The organism is Streptomyces sp. NBC_00597, assembly GCF_041431095.1.
Taxonomy (GTDB): Bacteria; Actinomycetota; Actinomycetes; order Streptomycetales; family Streptomycetaceae; genus Streptomyces.
The window spans coordinates 4,186,274-4,210,913 of sequence record NZ_CP107757.1 but is presented as its reverse complement, the minus strand read 5'-3'; the positions used below and the strand labels follow the sequence as shown (position 1 = coordinate 4,210,913).

The 24,640-nt window shown below is 72.9% G+C and carries 25 protein-coding genes and 1 pseudogene; 21 read left to right on the top strand and 5 right to left on the bottom strand.

Features of this window, described 5'->3' with window-relative positions; translation table 11 throughout:
- The first annotated feature begins 28 nt into the window (after positions 1-28).
- The 5 genes from murJ to OG974_RS18735 all read left to right on the top strand — a co-directional run bounded on the left by murJ (position 29) and on the right by OG974_RS18735 (position 5,700).
- A complete protein-coding gene (gene murJ, locus OG974_RS18755) occupies positions 29-1,741 on the top strand; it encodes a murein biosynthesis integral membrane protein MurJ (RefSeq protein WP_371646857.1) in 1,713 nt (570 codons plus the stop codon).
- Positions 1,731-2,507, top strand: coding sequence for a polysaccharide deacetylase family protein (locus OG974_RS18750; protein ID WP_327283845.1), 777 nt, complete (start codon positions 1,731-1,733; stop codon positions 2,505-2,507). The genes murJ and OG974_RS18750 overlap by 11 nt, the downstream gene beginning before the upstream one ends.
- On the top strand, positions 2,504-3,808 hold the full coding sequence (locus tag OG974_RS18745; RefSeq protein ID WP_327283844.1) for a glycosyltransferase: 1,305 nt from the start codon (positions 2,504-2,506) through the stop codon (positions 3,806-3,808). The genes OG974_RS18750 and OG974_RS18745 overlap by 4 nt, the downstream gene beginning before the upstream one ends.
- A gap of 69 nt (positions 3,809-3,877) precedes the next feature.
- Positions 3,878-4,561 (top strand): lipopolysaccharide biosynthesis protein, encoded by a 684-nt coding sequence (locus tag OG974_RS18740; RefSeq protein WP_371643808.1) that lies wholly within the window; start codon positions 3,878-3,880, stop codon positions 4,559-4,561.
- A complete protein-coding gene (locus OG974_RS18735; RefSeq protein WP_327283842.1) occupies positions 4,558-5,700 on the top strand; it encodes a GNAT family N-acetyltransferase in 1,143 nt (380 codons plus the stop codon). Before OG974_RS18740 ends, OG974_RS18735 begins: the two co-directional genes overlap by 4 nt.
- 5 nt (positions 5,701-5,705) lie before the next feature.
- Here the strand turns inward: OG974_RS18735 and OG974_RS18730 are convergent, their stop codons facing one another.
- The gene (locus OG974_RS18730) at positions 5,706-7,169 is read right to left on the bottom strand and encodes a glycoside hydrolase family 26 protein (protein WP_371643806.1); all 1,464 of its coding nucleotides are present in this window, start codon (positions 7,167-7,169) and stop codon (positions 5,706-5,708) included.
- A 294-nt stretch (positions 7,170-7,463) separates the two neighbouring features.
- Between OG974_RS18730 and OG974_RS18725 the strand changes: the two genes are divergently transcribed.
- The 5 genes from OG974_RS18725 to OG974_RS18705 all read left to right on the top strand — a co-directional run bounded on the left by OG974_RS18725 (position 7,464) and on the right by OG974_RS18705 (position 12,948).
- Entirely contained in the window at positions 7,464-8,855 is a 1,392-nt protein-coding gene (locus tag OG974_RS18725; RefSeq protein WP_329313734.1) for an ATP-grasp domain-containing protein, read from the top strand.
- A gap of 93 nt (positions 8,856-8,948) precedes the next feature.
- Positions 8,949-10,223, top strand: a complete 1,275-nt coding sequence (locus OG974_RS18720; RefSeq protein ID WP_328763015.1) for an NAD(P)-binding domain-containing protein — start codon at positions 8,949-8,951, stop codon at positions 10,221-10,223.
- A gap of 18 nt (positions 10,224-10,241) precedes the next feature.
- A complete protein-coding gene (locus tag OG974_RS18715) occupies positions 10,242-10,520 on the top strand; it encodes a hypothetical protein (RefSeq protein WP_328763014.1) in 279 nt (92 codons plus the stop codon).
- A 96-nt stretch (positions 10,521-10,616) separates the two neighbouring features.
- Complete coding sequence (locus OG974_RS18710; protein WP_371646855.1) at positions 10,617-12,632, top strand: SpoIIE family protein phosphatase; 2,016 nt, start codon at positions 10,617-10,619, stop codon at positions 12,630-12,632.
- Between the two features lie 139 nt (positions 12,633-12,771).
- Positions 12,772-12,948, top strand: coding sequence for a hypothetical protein (locus OG974_RS18705; protein ID WP_327283836.1), 177 nt, complete (start codon positions 12,772-12,774; stop codon positions 12,946-12,948).
- 25 nt (positions 12,949-12,973) lie between these two features.
- Here the strand turns inward: OG974_RS18705 and OG974_RS18700 are convergent, their stop codons facing one another.
- On the bottom strand, positions 12,974-13,417 hold the full coding sequence (locus OG974_RS18700) for a DUF6299 family protein (protein WP_327283835.1): 444 nt from the start codon (positions 13,415-13,417) through the stop codon (positions 12,974-12,976).
- 165 nt (positions 13,418-13,582) lie between these two features.
- On the opposite strand from OG974_RS18700, the gene OG974_RS18695 reads away from it, so the two are divergent.
- The gene (locus tag OG974_RS18695) at positions 13,583-14,188 is read left to right on the top strand and encodes a hypothetical protein (RefSeq protein ID WP_327283834.1); all 606 of its coding nucleotides are present in this window, start codon (positions 13,583-13,585) and stop codon (positions 14,186-14,188) included.
- Between the two features lie 57 nt (positions 14,189-14,245).
- Positions 14,246-14,737 carry a DUF5949 family protein gene (locus tag OG974_RS18690; protein ID WP_327283833.1) on the top strand — a complete coding sequence of 164 codons (492 nt, stop codon included), beginning with the start codon at positions 14,246-14,248 and terminating at the stop codon, positions 14,735-14,737.
- A 117-nt stretch (positions 14,738-14,854) separates the two neighbouring features.
- Here the strand turns inward: OG974_RS18690 and OG974_RS18685 are convergent, their stop codons facing one another.
- Positions 14,855-16,135: a cytochrome P450 gene (locus tag OG974_RS18685; RefSeq protein ID WP_329313730.1), complete on the bottom strand. Its 1,281-nt coding sequence runs from the start codon at positions 16,133-16,135 to the stop codon at positions 14,855-14,857.
- 64 nt (positions 16,136-16,199) lie between these two features.
- Positions 16,200-17,354, bottom strand: coding sequence for a low temperature requirement protein A (locus tag OG974_RS18680; RefSeq protein ID WP_329313728.1), 1,155 nt, complete (start codon positions 17,352-17,354; stop codon positions 16,200-16,202).
- A gap of 98 nt (positions 17,355-17,452) precedes the next feature.
- On the opposite strand from OG974_RS18680, the pseudogene OG974_RS18675 reads away from it, so the two are divergent.
- From OG974_RS18675 to OG974_RS18640, 8 genes and pseudogenes are all read left to right on the top strand, one after another.
- Positions 17,453-17,749, top strand: a pseudogene (locus OG974_RS18675) (glycine radical domain-containing protein); the annotation flags it as partial.
- Positions 17,750-17,879: 130 nt separating this feature from the next.
- Positions 17,880-18,224, top strand: coding sequence for a hypothetical protein (locus OG974_RS18670; protein ID WP_371643802.1), 345 nt, complete (start codon positions 17,880-17,882; stop codon positions 18,222-18,224).
- The gene (locus OG974_RS18665; protein ID WP_371643800.1) at positions 18,221-18,376 is read left to right on the top strand and encodes a hypothetical protein; all 156 of its coding nucleotides are present in this window, start codon (positions 18,221-18,223) and stop codon (positions 18,374-18,376) included. Before OG974_RS18670 ends, OG974_RS18665 begins: the two co-directional genes overlap by 4 nt.
- 119 nt (positions 18,377-18,495) lie before the next feature.
- Complete coding sequence (locus OG974_RS18660; RefSeq protein WP_327283828.1) at positions 18,496-19,623, top strand: MFS transporter; 1,128 nt, start codon at positions 18,496-18,498, stop codon at positions 19,621-19,623.
- The gene (locus OG974_RS18655; RefSeq protein WP_327283827.1) at positions 19,620-21,953 is read left to right on the top strand and encodes a molybdopterin oxidoreductase family protein; all 2,334 of its coding nucleotides are present in this window, start codon (positions 19,620-19,622) and stop codon (positions 21,951-21,953) included. The genes OG974_RS18660 and OG974_RS18655 overlap by 4 nt, the downstream gene beginning before the upstream one ends.
- Positions 21,954-21,960: 7 nt before the next feature.
- A complete protein-coding gene (locus OG974_RS18650; protein WP_327283826.1) occupies positions 21,961-22,560 on the top strand; it encodes a 4Fe-4S dicluster domain-containing protein in 600 nt (199 codons plus the stop codon).
- Entirely contained in the window at positions 22,557-23,210 is a 654-nt protein-coding gene (locus tag OG974_RS18645) for a Rieske (2Fe-2S) protein (RefSeq protein WP_327283825.1), read from the top strand. Before OG974_RS18650 ends, OG974_RS18645 begins: the two co-directional genes overlap by 4 nt.
- A complete protein-coding gene (locus tag OG974_RS18640) occupies positions 23,207-23,575 on the top strand; it encodes a hypothetical protein (RefSeq protein WP_328763010.1) in 369 nt (122 codons plus the stop codon). Before OG974_RS18645 ends, OG974_RS18640 begins: the two co-directional genes overlap by 4 nt.
- 55 nt (positions 23,576-23,630) lie before the next feature.
- Here the strand turns inward: OG974_RS18640 and OG974_RS18635 are convergent, their stop codons facing one another.
- Positions 23,631-24,215, bottom strand: coding sequence for a hypothetical protein (locus tag OG974_RS18635; protein WP_371643797.1), 585 nt, complete (start codon positions 24,213-24,215; stop codon positions 23,631-23,633).
- 203 nt (positions 24,216-24,418) lie between these two features.
- On the opposite strand from OG974_RS18635, the gene OG974_RS18630 reads away from it, so the two are divergent.
- The gene (locus OG974_RS18630; protein ID WP_371643795.1) at positions 24,419-24,640 is read left to right on the top strand and encodes a hypothetical protein; all 222 of its coding nucleotides are present in this window, start codon (positions 24,419-24,421) and stop codon (positions 24,638-24,640) included.

Here is a 24,640-nt window from a genome sequence, read left to right as displayed (position 1 = left end):
CGGAGCCGGCGCGGCGCGGTCCGTCCGGGTGGCGGCCCGGGCCGCCGCGCGCCGTGAGCTGCCCGACGGCCCGGCGCCCGGAACGGACGACACGGCCGCCGCACCCCGGGGGGCCGGCCCCGCGGGCGGGAGCACGGCTGCGGCTCCGCTCGGGCGGTTCCTGGCCAAGGCCGCCGCCGTCACCGCCGGACTGACAGCCGCCGGGGCGGTGTTCGGGCTGGTCCGGGACCAGACGATCGCGCACCTCTTCGGGGCCGGGCACGACAGCGACGCCTTCCTGATCGCCTGGACCGTGCCCGAAATGGCCTCGACCCTGCTGATCGAGGACGCCATGGCGCTGCTGATGGTGCCCGCGTTCAGCCACGCCCTGGCCCGCCGGGCGGCCACCCGCGCCGGGCTCACCCGCAAGGAGGCCCGCGCACAGGACCCCGTACGGCTGCTCGTGGGGGCGACCCTGCCGCGGCTGACGGTGTTCCTGGCAGCCGTCGCCTCCCTGCTCGTCGTCGCCGCGCCGCTCGTCGTCGCCGTGCTCGCGCCCGGACTGCCCGATCCGGCCCTGGCCGTGGAGTGCACCCGGATGACCGCGCTGACCGTGCTGTCCTTCGGCGTCGCGGGGTACTTCAGCGCCGCGCTCAGGGCCCACCGCTCGTTCGTACCGCCCGCCGCGATCTACGTCTCGTACAACGTGGGGATCATCGGGACGATGATCGCTCTCCACGCCGTGTGGGGGGTGCGGGCCGCCGCCGCCGGTGTCGCCGCGGGCGGCCTGCTGATGGCGCTCGTCCAACTGCCCGCGTTCATCCGCAACGTGGGTTTCGGGCCGCCCCGCGCCAAGGACGCCCCGCGCAGCCAGCGCGACCGGGACCGGCCCACCCTCATCGCGTTCGGGCTGATCGCCCCGGTGATCTTCTTCGCGGTGTTCCGGCAGTCACAGGTCCTCGTCGAGCGGTTCCTCGCCGCCTCGCTGCCCCCCGGGGCCATCTCGCACCTGAACTACGCGCAGAAGGTCGCGCAGATGCCGATGGTGCTGTCCCTGATGATCTGCACCGTCACCTTCCCCGTCGTCGCCCAGGCCATGGCCGGCGGAGAGCGGGAGAAGGCCCGGCGGCGCGTCGAACAGGACCTCGCACTGGCCTCCCTCGCCGTCCTCATGGGCAGCGCCCTCGTCATCGGGTACGCCCCGCAGATCATCCAGGTCCTCTTCGAACGCGGTGCGTTCACCCACCGCGACTCCCTGGCCACCGCCAACGTCATGCGGGTCTACGCCCTCGGACTCCTCGGCCACTGCCTCGTCGGGGCACTGTCCCGGCCCTTCTTCTCGACCGCCCGGCCCACCTGGTTCCCGGCGCTCGCGATGGGTGCCGGACTCCTCGTCAACATCGTGGCCGGAGCCTTCGCCGTCCGCTGGTGGGGCACGTACGGCATCGCCGCCGCCAACGCCGCCGGCATCTCCACCACGGCCGCCCTGCTGCTCACCGGGCTCGGCTCGCGGATCGTCGCCATCCAGGTCCGCCGGGTCGCGCTCAGTATCGGCCGGCTCTCCGTCGCCGCCGTCGGTGCCTGCGGCACCGGCTGGATCGCCGGGCCGATGATCCCCGACCCGCTGCTGAGCGTCGCACTCGGCTGCCTGCTCGTCCCCGCCATGTTCGGCGCCTGCGGCATGGCCATACGGGCGCTTGAGATCACCGCCCTGCCCGCCCAGATCACCCAGATGACCCAGAGGTTCCGCAATGCCCGCTGACACCCGCACGGCGCCGGCCGCCACGACGGTCCCCGCCCGCCGGACCGCCTCGCCGTGGGTCCTGATGTACCACTCGGTCGCCGAGTTCACCGACCCCGCCGAGGACCCGTACGGAATCACCGTCACCCCGACCACGCTGGAGGCCCAGCTCGTGTGGCTGCGCTCGCGGGGCCTGCGCGGGGTGTCCGTCGGCGAACTGCTCCGGGCCCGGGCGGCCGGACGCGGCGCCGGGCTGGTCGGGCTCACGTTCGACGACGGCTACACCGACTACCTCACCCGGGCGCTGCCGCTGCTGCGCCGCCACGACTGCACCTCCACCCTGTTCGTCCTGCCGGGCCGGCTCGGGGTCGACAACGTGTGGGACCCGCTGGGCCCGCGCAAGTCCCTGCTGACCGCCGAGGGCATCCGCGAAGTAGCCGCCGCCGGGCAGGAGATCGGCTCGCACGGACTGCTCCACCAGGACCTCACCGCGGCCGCCGACGACATCCTCCAGCAGGAGCTGCGGGGCAGCCGGGAGCTGATCCGGGAGCTGACCGGGACCCTGCCCGAGGGGTTCTGCTACCCGTACGGGCACCTCGACGCACGGGTCGTCGCCGCGACGAGGGCCGCAGGGTACGGCTACGCCTGCGCCATCGACCCCGGCCGGCTGGCGGGCCCGCACGCCCTCCCGCGCACCCACGTCAGCCAGGCGGACGGGGCCGGGCGGCTGCGGATCAAGCAGCTGCGGCACCGGGTGCAAGAGCTGCGGCGGGCGGTGCACCGGTGAAGTCCGTACGGGCACTGCACGTCATCACCGGGCTCGGCGTCGGCGGCGCCGAGCAGCAACTGCGGCTGCTGCTGCGGCACCTGCCGATGCGCTGCGACGTGCTCACGCTGACCAACCCCGGGCCGGTGGCCGAGGGGCTGCGGGCCGACGGGGTCCGGGTCGTGCACCTGGGCATGCGGGGCAACCGGGACCTGGGGGCACTGCCGAGGCTGGTGCGCTTCATGCGGCGCGAGCAGTACGACCTCGTGCACACCCACCTGTACCGGGCCTGCGTGTACGGGCGGATCGCGGCCCGGCTCGCTGGGGTCGGGGCGAGCGTGGCCACCGAACACTCCCTCGGCGAGCGCGAGATCGAGGGCCGGCCGCTGACGCGCGGGGTGCGCGGCCTGTACCTGGCCAGTGAACGCCTGGGCGCGGCGACCGTGGCCGTGTCCGACACCGTGGCGGCGCGGCTGGAGGCGTGGGGGGTGCCGGCCGCGCGCGTGCACGTCGTACCGAACGGGATCGAAGCCGGGCGCTTCCGCTTCGACGAGGGGGTGCGCCGGGCCACCCGGGCCCGGACCGGGCTGCCGGAGCGGGCGTTCGTGGTCGGCGGCGTCGGGCGGCTGGTGTCGGGCAAGCGGTTCGACTCGCTGGTCCGGGCGGTTGCGGCGCTGCCCGGAGCGCATCTGCTGCTGGCCGGGGACGGGCCCGAGCGGGCGGCGCTGCGGCGGCTGGCCGCGGAACTGGGCGCGCAGAGCCGGATCCACCTGCTGGGGGAGCGCGACCCGCTGGGCGACGGCGCGGACGCGCGGACCCCGGGGATTCCGGCGCTGCTGGCCGCGATGGACGTGTTCGTGTCGCCGTCGCGGGAGGAGGCGTTCGGGCTGGCGGTGGTGGAGGCGCTGGCCGCGGGACTGCCCGTCCTGCACGTCACCTGTCCGGCGATCGACGACCTCCCGGCCGCGCAGGCACCGGGGGCGCGGCGGATCGGGACCGGGACGGAGGAGCTGGTCGCTGCGCTGCGCGGGCACATGGAAGCGGGCGCGCGACGGCTGCCCCCGCCACCGGTGGTCCGCCGCTACGACATCGCCGGCAGCGCGGACCAGCTGCTCTCCGTCTACGGCCTGGCCCTGGCGCAGCGCACGAGCGGGCACGCCCCCGCCCCGACCGGGCACGGCGTGCGGAGTTTCACGCCCGCCCCGACCGTGGCCCCGTCCGCCCGCAACGAAGCCCCGGAACCCGCGGCCCAGGAACCGCCGGGCCCGGGGACGCAGACACCGGCGCAAGCGGGCGATTCGGCCCGGTCGGGGGCCGGGTGACCCGGCCCCCGCAGCGGTCCCCGTACGGGACCCGTACCAACCCTCCTCCATCAGGAAAGAGACACGCACATGGCTGACACCGCCGATCAGAAGAAGACCGACCGCCGTCGCCGCAAGGTACGGCTGCTGCCGCCGCCCGCGTGGTGGCCGCTGCCCGCCGTCGCCGTGCTGGGGCTGGCCGCGGGCGGGGCGTACGGGGTGCTCAAGGCACCCGAGTACGCCGCCACCAGCTACGTCGTCGCCGTCCCGGACGACACCACCGAGCCAGCCACCGCCCTCGGCTTCGCCCAGGCGTACGCGCGCATCGCGACCAGCAGCTCCACCCTCGCGTACGCCCAGCCCCGCGCGGGCGTCACCGCCCGCCGGCTCCGTACGCAGGTGCGCGCCGAGACCTCCCCCGAGTCCCCGATGATCGCCATCACCGGCACCTCCAAGAGCCCGACCGAGGCCGCCGACATCGCCAACGCCGTCGCCGACGCGCTCTCGCTGAACAGCAACCAGTCCGCCAAGAACACCGGCGTGCAGCTGCTGCTGTTCAACCAGGCCGTCGCGCCGAGCGAGCCCGCCTCGCCGTCCGCCACCATCAGCGGGGCCGTCGGACTGTGTGCCGGCGGACTGCTGGGCGGGCTGTGGCTGTTGGCCCGGCCCGGCCGGGGCCGCCGGCACGACATGCAGCCCGTCGTCGAGGAGTACGCCTCCCTGCCCGCGCAGGGCGAGCCCACCACGGCCAAGGAGAAGGAGTCCGTGCGATGACCACGGGCTCCACCGGGGCCCTGTCGGTGACGCTGTGCCGCGACCCCCGGCAGTTCGCCGCGCTGGAAGAGCCGTGGAACCGGCTCTTCCGGGCCTGCCCCACCGCCACCCCCTTCCAGAGCCACGCCTGGCTGCACTCGTGGTGGCTCTCGTACGGCCGGGACGGGCGGCTGCGCATCGTGCTCGTCCGGTGCGGCGAGGAGCTCGTCGGCGCGTGCGCGCTGATGCTCGTCCACCGGCCGCTGCCGCTCCTGGTGCCGCTCGGCGGCGGCATCACCGACTACTTCGACGTCCTGGTGGCCGCCGGGCACGCCGACCAGGTCGTCCCGGCGCTGGCCCGCGGCCTGCACAAGGCCGCCCGTGGCGCCGTCGTCGACCTGCGCGAGGTACGGCCCGGGGCGGCCGCCGAGGCGCTGTACGACCAATGGCCCGGGATCCGCAGCACGCTCACCGACTCCACCTGCATGGAGCTGCCCGCGCTGCCGTTCGACGAACTGGTCAAGCGGATGCCGGCCTCCGGCGCCCAGCGGGTGCGGGCCAAGCTGCGCAAGACCGACGCGGCCGGGATCGAGGAGCGCGAGGTCACCGAGCAGGAAGTGCCGCGCGCCGTACGGACGCTGCTGCGGCTCCACGAGAAGCAGTGGCGCGGGCGCGGGGTGACCCCGGAACACCTGAGGCCCCGCTTCGCCGAACACCTGACCCGGGCCACCCGGCGGATGGTGCGGGCCGGCGAGGGCCGGCTGACGGAGTTCCGGCTGGACGGGAAGGTGGTGGCCGCCAACCTCACGCTGCTGTCGGGGGCGTTGAGCGGCGGCTACCTGTACGGGGCCGACCCGGACCTGCGGACCCGGAAGGTGGACGTGGCGACGCTGCTGCTGCGCTATGAGGCGGGCCGCGCACTGGCGGAGGGCCGACCGGTGGTGAGCTTCCTGCGCGGCAACGAGCCGTACAAGAACCACTGGCGGCCCGAGACGGTCGTCAACCAGCGGTTCCTGCTGGCCAGGACGGCGCTCGCGCCCCTGCTCCGCCTGCACAAATCGCAGGTGGCGGGGCGCGAACGGGCGGTGGACGTACTGCGCGAGGCCCTGCCGGCCGCCAGGGACTGGCGCGCCCGGCTCAACGAACTGCGGGTCCGATGAGGGCTCTACCAGGGCCAGAAGCCGGAGTCCTTGCCCCAGTCGAGCTTGATGCAGACCGACTGCTTGCCGATCAGCTTGGAGAGCCACTCGCCGAAGTTGACCGGCAAGCACCACTGCGTGCTGTTGCCGGGCGGCTCGACGGGCTCCGGCTTCGGCACGACCGGACTCGGGACCGGGACCGGCACCGGGACGGGGTCCAGACTCGGGCTCACCGGGGTCTGCGGCGACGGAACGGCCGGCGAGGGCACGGGCACCGGCTCGGGGTCGGGGTCGTGGCCGGGGCTCGTGCTCGGGGCCGTGCTCGGGACCACCGGGACCACCGGGACGTCCGGCGACGGGACCGCCGGGGAGGGCAGGGGGATCTCGGGGGTCGGGACCTGCGGGGTCGGCACGACCGGTGTCGGGACCACCGGTGTCGGGATGACCGGCGTCGGGACCACCGGTGTCGGGATGACCGGCGTGGGCACCACGGGGGTCGGGATCACCGAGCCCGGCCACTGGGGTGCGAGCGCGCCGCGGAACGCCTTCGCGGACCGGGGGTTCTGCTTGCACTGCCACACGCCGTGCGGACAGTAGTCGGTGATGGTGTGGTAGAGCGGCTTGTGCTGCTCGATCCACTTCAGCATGCGCTGCACGTAGTCCGGGTTGTCCCCGTGCCGGAACAGCCCCCACTCCGGGTACGAGATCTCTTTGCCGTGCGCTTTCGCGAAATTGACGTGCTGCTGGAGCCCGTACGGCTGGCTGATCATCTCGTCGAAGTTCCGGCCGGGAGCCTGGTCGTACGAATCCATGCCGATGACGTCGACCACGTCGTCGCCCGGGTAGCACTTGGTCCAGCCGATCGCGTCCGACCCGCGGTTGGGGGCGAAATCGAACTTGAAGTCCTGACCGGGCACGGAGCGCATCGTATTGACGATGCGCCGCCAGTACTGCTTCCAGTTCTCCGGGTCCGGCGCGCAGCGGTGGGTGTACGTGGAGCCGTTCATCTCCCACCCGAGCACGATGACCGTGTCCGGCAGGCCCAGTTCCACCAGCTTTTCGGCGAGCCGCCCGAAGTGCCGGTCGAACTCGCCGGCCTCGCCCGCCCGGATCAGCTGTGCCACCTGGCGGTCGGGGACGTGCTCCTCGTTGCGCTCCTGCATGGGCACGTTGAGGACGAAGAGCCGGTTCGCCTTGGCCCGGCGCCACTGGGCCCAGGAGCCCAGGAAGTCGGGATCCTCGATGCGGGCCCACCGGTCTCCGGGCAGATAGGTGTGCCCGACCCGGATCTCCTTGCCGCCCAGCCAGCGCGACAGCTGCGGCATCCGGGTGACGCCGGGCGGACCGGAGTCGAGGAACGCGCCCATGGCGATGTCGGAGCCCCTGGGCTGCTCCTCCTCGGGGGCCGCGAGCGCGGCCCCGGTGGCCAGCAGTCCGGCCGTCACCGTACCGATGCAGGTGCTCGCCAGTCGGCGGTGTGGTCTGGGCATGGCGTCTCCCGAACTTTCCTGAATCGGTCTGCTTGTCAAAGACGTTAGGCATCACATCTGACGAATGGCCTGTCCGGTGACCGCCGCCTAGGCCATTCGCAGCTGCGTATCCTCCCCGCTTGGTCCGACTAGGTGAAAGACACCGTTCCCATGCACGCGTTCGTCAGCCATGTGCCCGCTGTAGTGCTCAGACTCGATCGGAATCCGTTCCACCACGGAACCCTCGGCGCCGTCAGATCGCTCGGGCGCAGGGGCGTGGAGGTCCATGCCGTCGTCGAGGCCGGGGGAGGTCCCATGGGGCGTTCGCGGTACCTGCACGCCGCGCATCCCGGCCCGGCCGGCGGGCTGGATCCCGAGGTTCCGGAAACGCTGCTGGAATGCCTCGTCGGGGTGTCGGAGCGGATCGGCAGGTCGGCGGTGCTCGTGGCGATGGACGACCTGAGCGCCATCACCGTCGCGCGGATCGCGCCGATGCTCCAGGGGCGGTACCGGATCCCCCATCAGCCCGACGGGCTGCCCGCCCGGGTGGCGGACAAGGCGGAGCTGTCGCAGCTGTGCGCGCGCTGGGACATCCCGCACCCGGAGACCGTGATCCCGGCGAGCGGGGCCGAAGCGGCCGAGGCCGCCTGGCGGCTCGGCCTGCCGGTTGTGGCCAAGTGGAGCCGGCCCTGGCTGCTGCCCTCGGGCGCCGGGCTGCGCAGCACCACGCTCGTGCACACCGCCGCCCAGGCGCGCCGGCTGTACGAGCGCACGGCCGAGGCCGGCAGCCGGCTGCTGCTCCAGCGGTTCCTGCCGGCCGGGACGGACACCGACTGGTTCTTCCACGGGGCGTTCGCCCGGGGCGGGCACCCGCTGCTCGCCGGGTCCGGCCGCAAGGAGCTGTCGTGGCCGGTCCGGACGGGGCTGACGGCGGTGGGGCGCTGGCTGCCCGATCCGGCGGTGGAGGAGGCCGGCCTGCGGATCGCCGAACGGCTGGGCTACCAGGGGATCTTGGACCTGGACTTCCGGCGGGACGAGGACGGCTGCTTCCGGTTGGTGGACTTCAACCCGCGCCCGGGCGCGCAGTTCCGGCTGTTCACGGACGCGGGCGGGCTGGACGTGGTCCAGGCGATGTACCTGGATCTGACGGAGCAACGGGTCCCGGAGACCTCGGGCGGTCCGGGGCGGGTGTTCGTCGCGGAGAACTACGCCCTGCTGGCGGCGGTCCGGGGCCGGCAACTTCCCTGGCGCTCTCCGGTCGTTGCGCCGCTCCCGACCCAGGCCCAGAGCCCGGTCCAGGCCCCCTCGACTCCCGGCCGCGGCGCAGCCGACACGGCCCCGGCGGGCCCGACTGCCCCGGCCGTACGGCGCCCCGGCTCCGTACCCGCTCCGGCGCGGGCCGACTCGGCCGGGGCCGGGCCGGAGCGTGCCGGGGGCGACCGGAGCGGTCCGGTACGCGTGGTGCCGCGGTCGGAGCGCGGGCGGACGGAGGCGGCCTGGTTCGCCGCCGACGACCCTCTGCCGTTCCTCGCGATGCTCGCCGCGTTCCTCGGCCGGGGCGCGGGGAAGGGCGTGCGCGTCCTGCGGGGTGTTCCGGCGCACGGCCGCCGCACGGCCCGCGCCGTGGTCCGCGCCCCGCGCCAGCGCGCCCGCGACCTGACCCCGCCGGCGGCCCCGGCCGAACCGGACGAACTGGTGACCAGATGACGCCCGCCCTGTAGCGCCCGCCCGGAACCTCCGGGCGGGCGGAAGCAGCGCAGACAGGGGGTCCACGAGACTGGAGGGACAGCAGTGACGCGGATGGACGATCTTGTCGTGGTCGGCGCCGGGCCGTACGGGCTGTCGATCGCCGCGCACGCGGCGGCGGCCGGACTCGGCGTGCGGGTGCTCGGTCGGCCCATGGCCTCCTGGCGGGACCACATGCCCGAGGGCATGTACCTGAAGTCGGAGCCGTGGTCCTCCAACCTGTCCGCGCCGGCCGGCCGGCACACGCTCGCCGCGTACTGCGCCACCCGCGGGCTGGTGGCCGAGCACGGCAGCCCGCTCCCGATCGGCACGTTCAGCTCGTACGGGATGTGGTTCGCGCGGCAGGCCGTGCCCGAGGTGGAGGAAGTGACGGTCACCGAGGTCACCCCCCAGGGCGATGGCTTCCTGGTGCGGACCGCCGAGGGGCCGCCGCTGCTCGCCCGGACGGTCGCGCTCGCCGTCGGGGTGATGCCGTTCGTCCACCTACCGGAGGCGCTGCGGGACCTGCCCCCCGGGCACTGCTCGCACAGCAGCGGCCACCGCGACCTGGCTCGGTTCGCCGGCCGGGAGGTCGCCGTGATCGGGGCCGGGCAGGCGGCCCTGGAGACCGCCGCCCTGCTGGCCGAGAACGGGGCCAGGCCCTGCCTCGTCGCCCGCCGGTCCCGGCTGAACTGGAACACCGTGCCCCAGCCGCTGGAGCGTCCGGCGCTGCGGGCCCTGCGCGATCCGCACAGCGGCCTCGGCACCGGCTGGCGCAGCTGGGCGTGGTCGGAGCTGCCCTGGGCGGTGCGCCGGCTGCCCGCACCGACCCGGGAGCGGATCGCGGCGACCGCGCTCGGGCCCGCCGGGGCGTGGTGGCTGCGGGACCGCTTCGAGCGGAGCGTCCCGGCGCTGCTGGGGCACCGCCTGCACCGGGCGGTGCCGGTGGGCGGGCGGACGCGGCTCGGGCTGACCACCGCGGCCGGGGAGTCCGTCGTACTGGACGTCGCGCACGTCGTCGCGGCCACTGGGTTCACCCCGAACCTCGACCGGCTGGGCCTGCTGGACGCGCGGCTGCGTGCCGCCCTCGCCGTCGTCGGGGACGGCGGCACGCCGGAGCTGAGCGCCGCTTTCGAGTCCTCCTGGCCCGGACTGTTCTTCGCGGGGCTGCTGACGGCTCCCTCATTCGGCCCTTCCATGCGATTCGTGCACGGTGCGGGGTTCACGGCGGGGAGACTGGTCAGAGGAGTACGAAAGCGCCTCGGCGCCCGGGTCGGGCCGGCGGGCTCCACCGGGACCGTACGGCCCGACCGGGCCGGTGCCGGGCATCCGAAGACGTCTCTGCGGTGAGGTCGAGAGGGGTCCGCGATGAGTGCGGAGCAGCGAGCACAGGGCGGCCGTGGCTGGGTGCACATTCCCGCGAGCCGTACGGAGCAGCCCGCCCCGGCGGCCAGGACCGCGGGGGCCAGGAGCACCGCGGCCCGGACCGCCCCGCCGTACGCCCCTCCCGGGTACGGGGCGCCGGACCAGCCGACGATCTACCTCTCCCTCGTCAGGCGCTGGCAGGAGGCCGGGCGCACCCTTCCGGGGCATCCTGACGAGGAGTGGGAGCGGCTGATCTCCCAGCCGTGCTGGCCCGGCCGTTAGGTGGTGTGTCTCTTGTCAGCGGCGGAGCGCGACAGATCCGAGCAGGGCCGCCGGGACCCCGTGACCGGGCCCGCGGAGCGGCTCGCGTTGAACGGCATGGGCAGCTTCGAATGGGACCTGGCCGCCGGGACGCTGACGCTGGACGAGCCCGGGCTCGTGGTCTTCGACCTCGAACGGGAGGAGTTCGACGGCACCCCGGAGGGTCTGGGGCTGCGCATTCCGGCCGACGACGCCGTGCGGCTGGCGGAGTCCACGACGGTCGCGCTGGACGGCGGCGCGGAGACGTACGGCTCGTACTTCACGGTGCAGCGGCGCGACGGCGTCGACCAGTGGACGCACACGCAGGGCCGGATCCTGCGGGACGCCGACGGGCAGGCCGTGCGCATCGTCGGGATCGTGCGGGACGCCACGGCCGAGCTCGCGCACGCCACCATCCTGCGCAAGCTGGAGTCGGCGCGGGCCCAGCAGGCCACGATCGTGCAGCGCACGACGGAGGCCCTGTCGCGGGCGGTGACGGTCGACGACGTCACGGCCACGCTGACCGGTGCGGGCGCGCTGGAGCGGCTCGGCGCGGACGGCCTCGCCCTGGGACTGGTCGAGAACGGCGCCATCAAGATCATCGCGTTGAGCGGGGAGTCGCTGGAGATCCTCAGCGAGCGGCAGTTCACCCGGCTGGACGGCTCGCTGCCGCTCTCGCAGGCGGTGCTCACCCGCAAGGCACGGTTCGTCACCTCCCTCACCGACCTGGCCGGCGAGTTCCCGCTGCTCGCGGACTACCTCAACCGGATCCGCTTCGACGCCGCCGCCTATCTGCCGCTGATCGCGCAGGCCAAGGCCATCGGCGGGCTCGTCCTGTTCTACCGGCGGCGCACCGAGTTCAGCCCGGAGGAACGCAACCTGTGCCTGGGCCTGGCCGGCATCGTGGCGCAGTCCCTCCAGCGGGCGCTCCTGTTCGACCAGGAGAGGGAGTTCGCCACCAGCCTCCAGGCCTCGATGCTGCCGCGCCGGATCCCGGAGATCAGCGGCGGGGAGATCGCGGTGCGCTACCACTCCGCGTGGAGCGGGCGGGAGGTCGGCGGGGACTGGTACGACGTGATCGCACTGCCCCGCGACCGGGTCGGCATCGTCGTGGGCGACGTACAGGGCCACGACACGCACGCGGCGGCGGTCATGGGGCAGCTGCGGATCGCGCTGCGCGCGTACGCGGGGGAGGGTCATCCGCCGTCCACCGTGCTGGCCCGGGCCTCGCGCTTCCTGGCCGAGCTGGACACCGAGCGCTTCGCGACCTGCATGTACGCACAGGTGGACCTGGAGACCGGCGGGGTGCGGGCGGTCCGCGCGGGCCACCTGGGGCCGCTGATCCGGCACACGGACGGGCGCACCGGATGGCCCAACGTGCGCGGCGGCCTGCCGCTCGGCCTGGCCTCGGTGTTCGAGCAGGAGGACTTCCCGGAGACCCGGCTCGACCTGGTCCCCGGGGAGACGCTGGTGTTGTGCACCGACGGCCTGGTGGAGGAGCCCGGCACCGCCATCACCCAGGGCATGGAGGCCCTCGCCCACGCCGTGCGCAGCGGGCCGCAGGAGGCCGGGGCGCTCGCCGACCACCTCTCCGACCGGCTCTGGGAGCGCTGGGGCTCCGGCGACGACGTGGCGCTGCTGGTGCTGCGCCGGGCCCCGGACCCGGGCACCCACCGGGCTCCGCGGATCCACCAGTACATCCACCAGGCGGACCCGGAGGGCCTCTCGGAGGCCCGCTACGCCCTGCGCCAGGCCCTGCGCGACTGGGGCATGCCGGACCTCGCCGACGACGTGGAACTGGCCGCCGGCGAACTCCTCGTCAACGCCTTGCTGCACACGGACGGCGGGGCGGTGCTGACCATGGAAGTGCTGCCGGAGCCGGTCCGGCGGATCCGGCTGTGGGTGAAGGACCGCTCCAGCGTCTGGCCGCGCCGGCGCACCCCGGGGGAGGCCGCCACCACCGGGCGCGGGTTGCTGCTGGTCGACGCGCTGGCCACGCACTGGGGAGTGGAGTCCCGGGGCGACGGCAAGGCCGTGTGGTGCGAGTTCGACGTCGCCGGCAGCGTACGGAGCACGGGCGACCGGCCGGGGTGAGCGGCCGGGCGATCGACCTGCCGGGACGCGCGTACGGGTGACCCGGTGCTCACGCCGAGTTGTGGGGTGCCGGGGCCGGAGTGATGATGCGGTCCATGGAACGGACCACCAGGACCACCTCATCCGAACGGATCCCGCCGTGCACCGGCTGAACAAACGGCCGGGCAAAGGCGCCACGACCGCTCTCCTCGCGCTCCTGCTGGCCGTCGCGGTGCCGACGGCCGTGAACCGGGTGACCGGGCGCCCGCACCCCGACCCCGCCTGCCGGACCGTCGCGTTCATGTCGATGACCGGTGCGGCGCCCGCCTGCCGGTAGCGGTGGCTACCGGCTACGGGCCGGGTCAGCGGTGCTTCTCCTCCAGCACGATGTTCCGCTCCGCCTGCGCCAGGTACGACACCCGCAGGGTCATCCCGGAGTGCAGGCTCGACGACTGCAGGCGGGCCTGTGCAGTGGCCGGGCCCGGGTGCACGTCGGGGGTCATGCGAAGCGAGGTGCTCGTCGACCAGGCGTGCTCCGCGCCGTCACAGACGGCCTCCTCCCCGCCGAAGCCCAGCTGGGTCCCGTCCTGTGCGAGCGTGACCTGGATGTGCACTCCACGGGGTGATGAGGGCGTGCACGAATAGGTCCCGAAAAGGGTGACGCGGCCATCCTCGGAGATGTGACCGAATTCTTGTACGGAAATCTCATCACCTTGGGAGCGGGCGTCGGCAGGCGTGGTGAAAACGCTGGCCGCAGCCAGCGCGGAAAGCACCGTCACGGCCACTCGGCGGGTGGAAACTCGCATGAATCCTCCATGGGGGTGTGGGTCGGCACAAAAGCGCCGAAACGCATTCTGCTGGCAGATGGCGGGCAACTCCTTCCGCGCACTCGTGTCGGTGTGTGCAATTGCCCGCTCGGGCGCGTGAGACTGGCCGGAACACATCCCCGAAGGTCCCCGAAGGGATCGCGCATGCGTCAGTCCGCTTCCGTCCTCGCCGCCGCTCTCCTGCCCCTCCTGCTGCTGGGCGCCACGGCCTGCTCCGGTGCCCCAGAGGGTGCCGCGCTCGCCCCCGCCGCGGCGCCGGCCGTCCCGGTGGACGACGGCGTGCCGGGGGCCGGGGAAGACCCGGACCCGGCCCCGGGGGCGGACCTGGCCGCCTCGAAGGACGCCCACGTGGGTGATTCCGTACGGGTGCGCGGCCGCCAGGTGGGCCGGCACCTCCAGGCCGTGCTCAACGCGTACGTCGACCCCGCGGTCAGCGTGGAGAAGAACTACGCGCCGCCCGCGGGCAAGCGCTGGGTGGCCGCCTCGATGTCGTTCGTCAACGTCGGCGGGGACTCGTACGGGGCCCTCGGGCGCATGTGGGCGTACGACAGCGCGGGCGGTCGCCACCCGGTGGTGCCGACCGGCGAACTGACCACCGGCAAACCCCTCGTCTTCGATTCCCTCGCGGTCGGTGAGCGGGCCGAGGGATGGGTGGTGTTCGAAATCCCGGAAAAGGCGCGCATCGTGCGGCTCCAGTACAGGGACGCGAACATGCAGACGAATTCCGGAGAGGGATTCTGGGCGGTCTAGCCCGCCCGGGTGAAAGGCCGTGAAAGGCTCCGGGGAGAGAGCACTAGGGTGCGGCGCATGACTTCAACTCAAGCCGAAATCGACCGGTCCCAGCTCGGCACCCTTTCCGTGCTCGCCTGGATCGGCGACCCCTCCGAGGGCCACGACATCCCGTACCTGCTCGCCTACACCCTCGGCGACGGACCCCAGGGGCGGGAGGCCGGCGAGCGGGCCGCCCGCGGGCTGCTGGAGGAGATCGGCCTGCCCATCGGTGACGTGGTCATGGACGGCACCCGCAACCCGGCCGCCTTCCCGGTGCAGATCGTGCTGGCGGACAACCAGGTCGGGCTGACCCTGCCGGGGCTGAACGCGACCTGCACCGCCCCGGACGAATGGGTCGCCGCGGCCAACGAGAGCGGCCAGGCCTACTTCCTCTTCGCCACGCGGGCCTGGCCCGAGGCCGTCCCCGGCCAGCCGGTCGAGCCGAAGACCCTCCAGGAGTTCGCGGGGGACGAGGCCGTGCTCACCGGCAGCGCCCACTGCGTCCTCGCGGTCCGGCGCCTCCAGTAGCAGCGCCTTCCCGGGAGAGCGCGCCCCCCGGGAAGGCGCCCCCGCTCCGGCCGCCGGGCTCCCAGCCCGCCCGGTGGCCGGTTTCCCCGGGCCGGCTCCCGTCGCCGGCCCTGCGCGTTACGGGCGCTCGAAGGCGAAGCGCAGCGAGCGGACCCGGTTGTCGAAGTTCGAGCCCGCCAGGTCCGGCAGCCCCACCGCGCGCAGTCCGACCGGCCGGGTCAGCAGCTCGCGGAACAGGGCCTTCATCTCCACCCGGGCCAGGTGCGCGCCCAGGCAGAAGTGCGGACCGCCACCGCCGAAGCCCAAGTGCGGATTGGGCGAGCGGGTGATGTCGAAGGCGTCCGGGTCGGGGAAGACCGCCTCGTCGCGGTTGGCGGAGGCGTAGTACAGCACCACCTTGTCGCCGGGTCGGAACAGGTGCCCGCCCAGGGTGTGCTCGGCGGCGACCGTCCGGCGGAACTGGATGATCGGCGTCGAGTGGCGGATCATCTCGTCCACCGCTCCGTCCGCGTGCGCCTCGAAGTCGCCGAGCAACAGGTCCCGTTGTGCGGGGTGGTCGGTCAGCAGGGTCAGCCCGTGGGTGATCGCATTGCGCGTGGTCTCCACCCCGGCCACCATCAGCAGCGAGAAGAACGCGCCGAGCTGGCGGGCTCCCAGGGCCTGTTCGCCCGCCGCCCCGTTGACGTTCGCGCAGACCAGCGCCGAGATCAGGTCGTCGGTGGGGTTCTTGCGCCGCTCCCGCCCGATGCCCGCGACCATCCGCTGCATCCTGGCGAGGGCCCGCAGCCCGCGCCCGGGCATCCGCAGCCTTGAGGCCAGGCCCCGCTCGACGCCGATGTTCTCCGAAGCGTGGTTGACCCGGTCGGCGATCTCGGCGCGGTAGCGCTCGGGGATGCCCATCATGTTGCAGATGACCTCAAGGGGCAGCCGGGAGGACACGGCCGAGACGAACTCGTCGGGTTCGTCCGCCAGTACGTCGTCCACGATCCGGGCGGCCACCGCGTGGATGTCCGCCTCGGCCGCCGCCAGCAGCCGCGGCGTGAACGCCCGCTGCACGATCTTGCGCAGCTGGGCGTGGTCCGAGCCGTCCAGGTTGACCATCGAGTCCCCGAACAGCGCCCGCACCCACCGGGCGGGCTCGGGCGTGGTCACCCCGGGCGCGCTGGCGAACACCTTGGGGAGCCGGCTCGCCTCCTGCACGTCCGCGTGCCGTACCAGGGCCCAATGCCCGCGGCCCTTCCCCTCGGGCACGTAGACCGGGGAGTCCAGTGCCCGCAGCCGGGCGAATGCCGCCAGCCGCGCCGCCGGGGGCTGCTGCCAGAACGCGGGGTCGGCGAGCTCCCCGTACTCCGCCACCGCCGAGCCCGTGTCCGCGTACCGCTGTACCGGGACCTTCATCGTTTCTTCTCCCTGTCGCCGGCGCGCTCGACGTGGCCGCCGCGGCCGTCGCCGCCCGCCGTCCTCACGCACCAGAACGCTCCCGGTGCACCAAGGTCACGCCCACCGCGACGCTTGCCGCGGCGACCAACCCCGCCCACAGCACCGCGTGCGCGCCGGTCCAGGCGCACGCGAGGATCGCCAGCGCGGAGAACGGCAGCACCAGCTGCTGGGTCGCACCGTGCTTGAAGTGGCGGGAGTGCAGCAGCCACACGAAGGCCAGGAACAGCGCCGCCGGCACGGTCACCGAGAGGTTGGCGGACAGCGTCGAGACGTGGGCCTTGCCGACCGCCTGCTCGATCGCCACCTCGATGCCGGCCCCGATGGCCGCGGCCGACGCGAAGATCACGAAGTGCCCGTACCCCCACGGGATGGCCTCGCGGTTGCTCTGCAGCCGGTCGTGCGCGGGGACGGCGAAGTAGATCCACCATGCCGCGAAGACCAGCAGCAGCCCGCCCGCCGCGATCGGCAGCAGCTCGCCCAGCGCCTCGTGCTCGTCGATCGCCGACTGGACCGCGACCGTGCTGGCGGCGATGGACTCGCCGAGCACGATGATGGTGAACAGGCCGTACCGCTCGGCGATGTGGTGTGGATGCCACTGGGTCTGGTAGCCGCGCTCGGCGATCACCGGGACCAGCAGCTCCGCCATGACCAGCACCAGGAACAGCCATCTGCGGGCGTGCTCGGGGGCGGCGAGGAGCGCCACCCAGCCGGCCTGGCACACCAACAGCCCCGCCGCGTACGTGAGCGCGCACCGCCGGGCCGGGCCCCGCTCCCCGGCGGCGGCGCGCAACCACTGCACCGTGAGCGCGAGCCGCATCACCACGTAGCCGAGGACGGCGATGGTCCAGTCGTTGTCGTTGAAGGCGCGCGGGATACCGGCCGAGTAGATGAGCACACCGGCGATCTGCACGAGGGTCGCGATCCGGTACGGCACGTCGTCGACGTCGTAGGCGGAGGCGAACCAGGTGAAGTTCATCCAGGCCCACCACACGCCGAAGAACACGAAGAGGTAGCCGGTGATGCCGTCGCCGACGTGCCCCTCGGCCAGCGCGTGGACCAGCTGCCGGCCGGCCTGCGCCACCGCCACGACGAAGCAGAGGTCGAAGAACAGCTCCAGCGGGGTCGAGGCCCGGTGGTCCTCGTCCCGGCTTCGGGAGGTCATCGGTACGTATGTCATACCGCCAGCACAGCAGCCGTACGCCGGTCGGCAGGCGAGGCGCGCGGCCGGCGGGGCCGCGGAACCCCTGACCTGCGCACCGCGGACGAAGGGACCTCCACGACGACCGCGTCGACGACATCGCGGTCCGGCTGGTCGAGGAGCTCATGCGCAAGCTGCGCCGGCACCCGACGTACCGGGGCGCCGAGGGCGCCAACCCGATGAACGGCCGCGACACCCACGGCTACGTCACCTCCGCGCTGTCGGTCGCGAAGCTGCCGTACGAGGACGCCGAGGACGCCGAGGGCGGCATCTCGCTGACCGGCACCGTGACCCCCGACGGCCTGGGCCGCACCCCCGAGGAGCGGATCGCGAACCTGGCGGGCGTCCTCGACGGCCACATGGCCAGTGACGGCCTTCCACGGCTCGCTGTAGCCCCCGGGAGCATGCGGTCCGGGGCCGGCCCTCACCCGGCTCCGGACCGCACGCCAAGGATCACCGACCGAGATCGAGAAACGACGGACCACAACTCAAGAGGTGCCTGCCGTGCCCGTCCTGTTCGGCCCTTCGACCCCGGCCGCCGTGGCGACCCGCCGGCCCAGCGAGGGCTCGGTGCACTCCTGGGACCTGTCGACCGGCGTCGACGGACCCGGAACCCGCTTCGTCACCTTCCTCTCCGGCCGCGCGCTGACCTGCCAGTACCGCCACAACACCGACACGCCCGCCTTCTCGGGCGAACTGCTGCACCGGATGGAGCGCGAGCTGCGACTGCACACCGCCCTGGACACCTCCGGCTTCCTCGGCGCACGGGCCACCGACGCGCTGCTGCGTGATGTGGACCTGGTGCCCTGGACGTCAAGTCCTGGGACCGGCAGACGTACCGGAAGGTGACCGGGCGGCCGCTGGAGTCGACGCTGGACTTCGCCCACCGCCCGGCCGACGTCGGCATGCCGTTCACGCTGCACGACACCCCCGCGCACACGGCGCAGCAGCTGGCGCGGGCGAAGGCGGTCTTCGAGGCGCAGGGGCTGACGGCCGTGTGAGCCCACGTGAGCCGGGTGTGTTGGGTGTGCTGGGTGAGTCGACGGAGGCTCACCCGTCTGGTCCACACGCAGATATGACATAACGGGCCCAACCTGTACACAACGCCTAGCGTGGTGCTGTGTCCGAGCCCCCAGAAGTCCTCGCCGCGGAGCCGCCCCCGCCCCCGTCCGTGCCCGCGCGTCCGGCCGGACCGCCGACGGCCGGAACCCTCCCGCCCGTCGGGCCGCCCGTCACCGCACGGGCCACGCTCGCCGGGACGGTCGTCTCGCTCCTGCTCATCGCCGCGATCGTGCTCGGCAGCCGGCTCCTGCGCGACTTCGACTCCGCGCTTCTGCCGTACGCCGTCGCCACCGTCTTCCTGGCCTTCGGCGTGGCCTACCGGTACACGGTGTGGGTCTCCGCGCCCGGCGCCCGGCGCCTGTTCACGAAGGGCTTCGGCAGCTTCTTCTCCGCCGCCAACTTCCGCAAGGCCCCCACCGCCCTGCCGCGGATGATCGCCACCTACCTCGGGTTCCAGAAGTTCCTCGGGGCGCGCTCGCGCTCCCGCTGGGCCGCCCACCAGCTGATCTTCTGGGGCTGCCTGCTGGCGGCGGCCATCACCTTCCCGCTGACCTGGGGCTGGTTCACCTTCACCTCGGGCAGCGGCTCCGGACCCGGGTACGAGATGCGGATCTGGGGCTTCAAGGTCCTCGGCTTCAACGCGCTGAACACCGTGGGCTGGCTGATGTTCCACGGCCTGGACATCGCCGCCGCGCTCGTCATCCCCGGGGCCTCGTACTTCCTGTGGCGGCGGATGAAGGACCGCGGCGCCATCACCGGACAGCGCTTCGCCTACGACCTGCTGCCGCTGATCTGCCTGATCGTGATCTCGGTGACCGGGCTGCTGCTGACGTTCTCGTCGATCTTCCTGCACGGCGGCGGCTACGAGTTCCTGGCACTGCTGCACATGGTGTCGGTGGTGTTCACCCTCATCTACATCCCGTTCGGGAAGTTCTTCCACATCGTCCAGCGGCCCGCCGCCGTCGGCATGCAGCTGTTCAAGTACACGGCCCGCCAGGACGAGCAGGTCTTCGCCTGCAGACGCTGCGGCGAACCCGTCGACACGGCCCCGTACGTGGAGAACCTGCGCGCCACCATGCAGGACCTGAAGCTCGACTTCAACGCCTTCGTCGAGTACTGCCCGCGCTGCAAGCGGGTGCTGCGCGGCAACGCCTACCTCGCGCACGTCAAGAAGGGCTTCAAGTGACCGCGACGGACCCCGCCGAGACGGACCCCGCCAAGACGGACCCACTGCCCCTCGACCCGTCGATCGCCCCGCCCGGCACGCGCAACTTCCGCGACGCGGGCGGCATCCCGGCCGACCGGTGGCACGCCGACCAGAACGGCGAGACCCTCGTCCCCACCCACTGCTGTTTCTGCGGGGTGCAGTGCGGCATGTACCTGCGGGTGGACCACAGGGGCAAGGTCTTCGGCGTGGAGCCCCGCAACCACGACATCAACCGGATGCGGCTGTGCCCCAAGGGCATCAACGCTTACCAGCAGGTCAACCACCCCGACCGGCTCACGAGTCCGCTGATGCGCCGCTCCCGGGACGAGGAGTTCCGGGAGTGCTCCTGGGACGAGGCCCTGGACTTCACCGTCTCCGAGATCCGCCGCATCCAGGGCGGGTACGGGAACGACGCGTTCGGACTGCTCGGAGGCGCCAGCCTGTTCTCCGAGAAGACGTACCTGGTCGGCAAATTCGCCCGGGTCGCCCTGAAGACGAAGCACGTCGACTACAACGGCCGCTTGTGCATGGTGAGCGCTGCCGGCGCCAACAAACTCGCCTTCGGCATCGACCGGGCCGGCAACCCCTTCTCCGACATCCTCCTCACGGACTGCCTGCTCATCGCCGGGTCGAACGTGGGGGAGTGCTTCCCCGTGATGACCCAGTACCTGTGGGGCGCCCGGGACCGGGGCGCCACCCTGATCGTGGTGGACCCGCGCGAGACGGCCATCGCCCGCACCGCCGACATCCACGTCGCGATCAAGCCCGGCACCGACTCCGCCTTCTTCAACGCCGTCCTGCACGTGGTCGTCGCCGAGGGCCTGACCGACGAGGCCTACCTCGCCGCCCACACCACCGGCTGGGACGAGGTCAAGGCGACCGTCGCCCAGTACCCGCCCGCCCGCTCCGCCGAGACCTGCGGAGTCCCGGCCGAGCAGATCGTCCAGGTCGCCCGTGCCTTCGCCGGCGCGGGCAAGGCCATGGCCTGGCACGCCCGCGGCATCGAACACCACTCCCAGGGCGTCGAGAACTGCCTCTCGGTCATCAACCTGTGCGTCGCCACCGGCAACATCGGCAAGCCCGGCGCCGGCTACGGCACCATCACCGGGCAGGGCAACGGCCAGGGCGGCCGCGAACACGGCCAGAAGTCCGACCTCCTGCCCGGCGGCCGCTCCATCAGCAACCCCGAGCACCGGGCGCAGATCTGCCGGATCTGGGGCATCGAGGAGTCCGAACTCCCCGGCGCCGGCACCTCCATGATGGAGATGGTCTGGCAGATGCAGCGCAGGGAGATCCGCGGCCTCATCGGCATCTGCAACAACCCCTTCGTCTCCCTCCCCAACTATCCGGTGGTCAAGGAGGGCTACGACACGGCCGAGTTCCATGCCCAGTTCGACTTCTTCCTCTCCGAGACCGCGGCCAACGCCCACGTGGTCTTCCCCGTCACCACCTGGGCCGAGGACGAGGGCGTGATGGCCAACGCCGAAGCACGCGTGGTCAAACACAACAAGGCCCAGGAGCCCCCCGCCGGGGTGCGCACCGACACCTGGGTCATCTGCGAGCTGGCCCGGCGGCTCGGCGCCGGAGCGCACTTCGATTTCCCCGGCTCCCGCGAGGTGTTCGAGGAGCTGCGGATCGCCTCCGCCGGCACCGTCAACGACTACTACGGCATCACCTACGAGCGGCTGGAGGAAACCGGGGGGATCGCCTGGCCCTGCCCCTCCACCGATCATCCGGGCACGCCCAGGCTGTTCGAGGACGGCCGGACCCGCCACCCCGACGGGAAGATCCACCTACAGGTCGTGGAATGGCATCCGCCCATGGACGCCTACACCGACGAGTTCCCGCTCTCCCTCACCACCGGCCGCACCGTCGCGCACTTCCTCTCCGGCAACCAGACCCGCCGCCTGGGCGCCCTCGTCGAGCAGACCCCGCGCCCCTGGGTGGAGGTCCACCCCGCGCACGGTTTTCGCAACGGCGACCCCGTCCGGGTGGTCACCCGCCGCGGCAGCGAGGTCTTCCCGGCACTGGTCACCGAGGCCATCCGGCCGGACACCGTCTTCATCCCGTACCACTGGCCCGTCCCGACGGCCGCGAACGCCCTGACCATCGACGCCCTCGACCCCCGCTCGAAGATCCCCGAGTACAAGGTCTGCGCCGCCCGCATCGAGGCCGCCGAGCAGGTCGACGAGGTGCCCGCCCCGCCCATGGCCCCGGGCCACGAGGCCTATCCGGAGGCCCAGGCCTCGCGCACCGACCGCCTGCCGCCCACGTCCCCGCAGGGCCGTGGCACGGCGGAGAGGAGCTGACCCCGCCATGATGGGCCGCACGATCTTCATCGACCCGGGGCGCTGCATCGGCTGCCAGGCCTGCGTTTCGGCCTGCCGCGAATGCGACTCGCACCGCGGCAAATCGATGATCCACCTGGACTACACCGAGCCCGGCACGTCCGTCGCCTCCCTTCCGACCGTCTGCATGCACTGCGAGGACCCGGTCGCCCCCTGCGCCGAGGTCTGCCCCGCCGACGCGATCCTGGTGACCGCCGACGGAGTGGTCCAGCAGGCCGACACCTCCCGCTGCATCGGCTGCGCCAACTGCGTCAACGCCTGCCCCTTCGGCGTCCCGAAGATCGACCTCCAGGCGAAGCTCCAGATGAAGTGCAACCTCTGCTACGACCGCACCGCCTACGGCCTGGCCCCGATGTGCGCGACCGTCTGCCCGACCGGAGCCCTCTTCTACGGAACCCTCGAAGAGCTCCGGGCCGAGCGCCCCGGCGTCCAGGTCGCCGACTCCTTCGCCTTCGGCGACGTGGTGGTCAGCACCGGCGTCGCGATGGTCGTGCCGGCCGACAAGGTCGAGTGGCCCGTCCCCGGCGGCCTGCCCGTCGTCGAGATCAACGGAGTGGATGTCCGATGAGCCTCACCGAACCGCCCCCGCCGGTCGCGGGACCGGACCTCGCGGGAGAGGACGCCGCGGAGCGGTTGCGCGACCGGATCAGCGCAGACTCCCTCACCACCCGCCGCGACTACCTGCGGATCGTGGCCACCGTCTCCGGCGGCCTCGCCATCGGCGGCGCGGGCGTCGCCTCCGGCATCTTGCACCGGCACGGCGACAGCGAGGCCCTGCCCCGGACCAAGAAGGTCACCGACCACCTAGCGCCGGGCGAGTCCGTGGCCTTCCGCTTCCCCGGGGACGAGGACCGGGCCCTGGCGGTCCGGCTGGCGGACAACTCCCTCGTCGGCTACTCCGCCGTCTGCACCCACCTGGCATGCGCCGTGCTGTGGCGCGCGGACCGGGGCGCCGACGGGGAGCTGTACTGCCCCTGCCACGAAGGCGTCTTCGACGCCCGCACCGGCGAGGTGACCGCGGGCCCGCCGCCGCGCCCGCTGCCCAGGATCTTCCTCACCGAGGAGAGCGACGGCAGCGTCTGGGCCGTCGCGACCGCCCGGTCGGGAGAGCCGGCGAGGGAAGCCCTGTGCCGGCAGTTCGCGAAGTCCCGCCCCGAGATGGCCCGCGGGTTCGGCTGTCTCGGCGTGGACCGCTCCACCGAGAGCAGGCGGACATGAGTGACGGCCCGCTGCCTCCGCGCCCGGACTACCACCCGGGCAGTGAACAGCCCCGGCTGAACCGGCCGGTGCAGGAGCGATATCCGCAGATCCGTCCCACCAGCGGTTACGGCGACCCGCGGATCCGGCGCACGGGCCCCGGCCCGGGCGCCGGCACCGAGCACGAGCCCGAGCGGTCCTCGAAGCTCAACGCCCGTCTGGCGCTGGCCCTCACCGTCGTGATCGGCCAGCTGTGGGCGCTCACGGTGACCGTCAACGAGTGGATGAAGGGCAATAGCGGTCCGGCCTGGTGGGGAGCGGGGTTCCTGGTCCTGTCCTTCCTCGTCGTGCTGGGACTGTGGCTCCTCGACCCGAAGGACCGATGACCGTGTCCCTCCCCACGCCCACCCGGTCCGCTGTCCGCCCGCACCACCGGGAGACCTATGAGCCCGGGGCCACCATCGGCGAATGGCGGCCCGAGGACGAGGACTTCTGGCAGTTCACCGGCCGTGCGGTCGCCCAGCGCAACCTCTGGGTCTCCATCCCGGCGCTGATGCTGGGCTTCGTGGTCTGGCAGGTCTGGTCGGTCACCGTGGTCAAGCTGAACGACGTGGGCTTCGGCTTCTCGAAGTCCCAACTGTTCTGGCTGACCGCCATCCCCAAGCGGGAGAAGGGCAGCGCCAACGGCCTCAACGGCGGCCTCGGCAACCTCGGCGTGAGCGTGGTGCAGCTGGTCGCCCCGTTGGTGGTCACCACCGCCGTGCTGGGGGCGCCGGCGGGCGGCCCGCAGCACGACGCGAAGGGGAACAGCGACATCTGGCTCCAGAACGGCGCGTTCCTCTGGGTGCCGCTGCTGGTGATCATGGCGCTGCTCGCCTGGTTCCTGATGAACGACCTCAGGGTGGCCGCGGCCCCCTTCAGCCAGCAGAAGATCATCTTCAAGCGCAAGCACAACCCCGAGGGGCGGGGCGCCGAGGCGCAGGCCGCGGCGATGAAGCAGTCGGAGATGGAGGCGGGTGCCGTCACCGGCTTCTCCTCCGCCATCGCCGCCTACGGCTTCTTCTTCATTCCCGCGATGTTCGCAGCCATGGCCGTCACGAGCGCGTTGTGGCTGTTCATCGGCTTCTACACCACCTGCCTGACCGTGTGCTGGTGGTTCTACGCCCGCCAGGGCGCCGAGGCCCCCAGCTGCCCCCGGGCGGGGCCGGGGGCGGCCGTACCCTGGAGGCATGAGCACCGCCCCCGCCTCCGACCCGCAGTCCTCGCAGCCCGACTCCCGGCCCGAGGCGGCGCCCGCCGCGAAGCCCAGGCCGCGGCTCGTCTTCGACGACCCGCTGGACCAGCAGTCCTCGGACGACACCGACCGCGGGTGGGGCGAGCGGCCGCCCGCCGGGGGGAGCGCCGCCGACCTGGCCCGCTTCCTCGACGAGAAGCCGCCGCACCACATCTGA

Bases quoted from the DNA above. Each gene is read 5' to 3' on its own strand.
- OG974_RS18750 (WP_327283845.1), top strand. From the start codon at position 1,731: ATGCCCGCTGACACCCGCACGGCGCCGGCCGCCACGACGGTCCCCGCC.
- OG974_RS18740 (WP_371643808.1), top strand. From the start codon at position 3,878: ATGGCTGACACCGCCGATCAGAAGAAGACCGACCGCCGTCGCCGCAAG.
- OG974_RS18735 (WP_327283842.1), top strand. From the start codon at position 4,558: ATGACCACGGGCTCCACCGGGGCCCTGTCGGTGACGCTGTGCCGCGAC.
- OG974_RS18730 (WP_371643806.1), bottom strand. From the start codon at position 7,169: ATGCCCAGACCACACCGCCGACTGGCGAGCACCTGCATCGGTACGGTG.
- OG974_RS18725 (WP_329313734.1), top strand. From the start codon at position 7,464: ATGGGGCGTTCGCGGTACCTGCACGCCGCGCATCCCGGCCCGGCCGGC.
- OG974_RS18720 (WP_328763015.1), top strand. From the start codon at position 8,949: ATGGACGATCTTGTCGTGGTCGGCGCCGGGCCGTACGGGCTGTCGATC.
- OG974_RS18715 (WP_328763014.1), top strand. From the start codon at position 10,242: ATGAGTGCGGAGCAGCGAGCACAGGGCGGCCGTGGCTGGGTGCACATT.
- OG974_RS18710 (WP_371646855.1), top strand. From the start codon at position 10,617: ATGGGCAGCTTCGAATGGGACCTGGCCGCCGGGACGCTGACGCTGGAC.
- OG974_RS18700 (WP_327283835.1), bottom strand. From the start codon at position 13,417: ATGCGAGTTTCCACCCGCCGAGTGGCCGTGACGGTGCTTTCCGCGCTG.
- OG974_RS18695 (WP_327283834.1), top strand. From the start codon at position 13,583: ATGCGTCAGTCCGCTTCCGTCCTCGCCGCCGCTCTCCTGCCCCTCCTG.
- OG974_RS18690 (WP_327283833.1), top strand. From the start codon at position 14,246: ATGACTTCAACTCAAGCCGAAATCGACCGGTCCCAGCTCGGCACCCTT.
- OG974_RS18685 (WP_329313730.1), bottom strand. From the start codon at position 16,135: ATGAAGGTCCCGGTACAGCGGTACGCGGACACGGGCTCGGCGGTGGCG.
- OG974_RS18680 (WP_329313728.1), bottom strand. From the start codon at position 17,354: ATGACATACGTACCGATGACCTCCCGAAGCCGGGACGAGGACCACCGG.
- OG974_RS18650 (WP_327283826.1), top strand. From the start codon at position 21,961: ATGATGGGCCGCACGATCTTCATCGACCCGGGGCGCTGCATCGGCTGC.
- OG974_RS18645 (WP_327283825.1), top strand. From the start codon at position 22,557: ATGAGCCTCACCGAACCGCCCCCGCCGGTCGCGGGACCGGACCTCGCG.
- OG974_RS18640 (WP_328763010.1), top strand. From the start codon at position 23,207: ATGAGTGACGGCCCGCTGCCTCCGCGCCCGGACTACCACCCGGGCAGT.
- OG974_RS18630 (WP_371643795.1), top strand. From the start codon at position 24,419: ATGAGCACCGCCCCCGCCTCCGACCCGCAGTCCTCGCAGCCCGACTCC.